Origin of the sequence: Candidatus Agathobaculum pullicola (genome assembly GCF_052117205.1) — a bacterium.
In the GTDB taxonomy this organism is placed as follows: Bacteria; Bacillota; Clostridia; order Oscillospirales; family Butyricicoccaceae; genus Agathobaculum; species Agathobaculum pullicola.
Map to the genome: position 1 here is coordinate 1 of NZ_JBQKJP010000095.1, position 1,644 is coordinate 1,644.

The 1,644-nt window shown below is 53.9% G+C and carries 2 protein-coding genes; both read right to left on the bottom strand.

Features of this window, described 5'->3' with window-relative positions; genetic code table 11:
• A partial coding sequence (gene mobV / locus ACTQ3V_RS15500) for a MobV family relaxase (protein WP_441468281.1) occupies positions 1-906 on the bottom strand: 906 nt, incomplete at its 3' end.
• Positions 907-1,028: 122 nt separating this feature from the next.
• The gene (locus ACTQ3V_RS15505; protein ID WP_441465652.1) at positions 1,029-1,442 is read right to left on the bottom strand and encodes a cysteine-rich VLP domain-containing protein; all 414 of its coding nucleotides are present in this window, start codon (positions 1,440-1,442) and stop codon (positions 1,029-1,031) included.
• Positions 1,443-1,644 lie beyond the last annotated feature (202 nt).

Sequence of the window (1,644 nt, forward strand, 5' to 3'; positions counted from 1 at the left end):
CTCCGCCAGCACTTCCGGCGGGATACGGTCAACCAGCCGTTGTAAATCGTCCAGTTCGCTTTTCAGCTTTGCCCGTTCCATCGTATCTTTCATCTTGCTTTTTTCGCTGGCCTTTGCCCTTGCTTCCAGTTTTTCATTTTCTGCCAAAAGGTCGTTTATCGTGACCTTGTATTTTTTGAGCTGCCCGGAGAAATTCTCCATCTGCGGGAACCACTTTTTCAGCATGGAGAGGGCTTCCTCTTTTTTCTTCCCGGCGTTCAGCGGGTTAATGCCGTCAAGGGCGGCTTCAATGGCTCTTGCCTGTTTGGAGAGATTGACCGCCTGCTTAAACAGACGGGTGGGGATATGCTTCCGGCCTGTCTTGCTGGCGCTTTCCCCACGCTCCAAGTCGGGATATTTCTCCACCATATAGGCGTGAAAATCGTCCTGCCATTTTGTGAGGTTGGCTCTATTCCCTATAATCTCCTTTGCGCACAGGCGGTTGTCCTTTGTCAGCGGAACAAAGGTCAAATGCAGGTGGGGCGTTTTCTCGTCCATGTGTACCACCGCCGACACGATATTTTCCCGGCCTACCCGGCCAATGAGAAAGTCCGCCGCCCTCTGGAAAAACGCCTGTATCTCCTTTGGGGATTTCCCCTTGAAAAACTCCGGGCTGGCAGTTACCAGCGTATCGACAAACCGGGTGCTGTCCTTGCGGGTTCGGCACCCGGCTTGTTCAATGCGGCTTTTAATGAAATGGTAGTACCTGCCCTCCGGCTTAACAATGTGGAAATTGTACTTGCTCCGGCTGGTGTCAATGTCGGGATTGCTGGCGTACTGTTCCTTTTGCCGTTCGTGATGGGCTTCCAGCGGTTTTGCCGGATTGCCCTTGTGTTTTTCAAATCGCAAGATTGCGTGTTGTGCCAAAACCTATCAATCCTCCTTCCTGCGGACAATTCGGGGGCTGTTTTGAGGGCGGGGCATATAAACATACAGCCCCGCCCGTAACAGCACCTAAAAGCCCTTGATTTATGGGGCTTTTCCAGCCCCTATTTGTCCGTGTTCCAGCGGCGTTTCCTGTCGCTGGCGTTCTTCTGTTGTCTGCGTACCCGTCTGGCGCAGGCTTCACAGTATTTCGCCCGGTTGGAGCGTGGGATGAAAGCCGCCCCGCAGACAGCGCACCGCTTCACCCTGTCCCCGCAGTAGATCTCCGCTTCCAATGCCTTATCCAGCGGAAGCACCGCCCACCGAAACCATTTACAGCAGACTGTATAAGAAATCATTTGAGGACAGGCGCAGGTGTCCCCATCGTCAAGGGCGATACAGTTGCCGCCCTCGCAGTTGCAACACTCCCGGCGAATGAGGGAATTTGCCCGTTTCCTTTGCGCCGGGGTCATGCGGTAGGGGGTGCCGTCCGGCTTACGCTCCAAAGACGGTAAATTTTTATATGGGTTACTTTTCATGTAGTCCCTCCGTTTTTCGCTTTTGCCGTTCTCCCCGAAAAGGCTTCCTGCCCCATTCCTGCGGCGTGTTCCGGCGTTGGCACGCTCCCCGCAGCTTCGGGACAACTTGGCGCTGTTGACAAAGTCTCGCAACAGCCCTCGCGGTATGTTATAATAAGAAAAAAGTCTGAGGTGATGGGATGCAGCTGGCGATACACATGGT

Coding starts and splice junctions, on each gene's coding strand:
- ACTQ3V_RS15505 (WP_441465652.1), bottom strand. CDS start 1,442: ATGAAAAGTAACCCATATAAAAATTTACCGTCTTTGGAGCGTAAGCCG.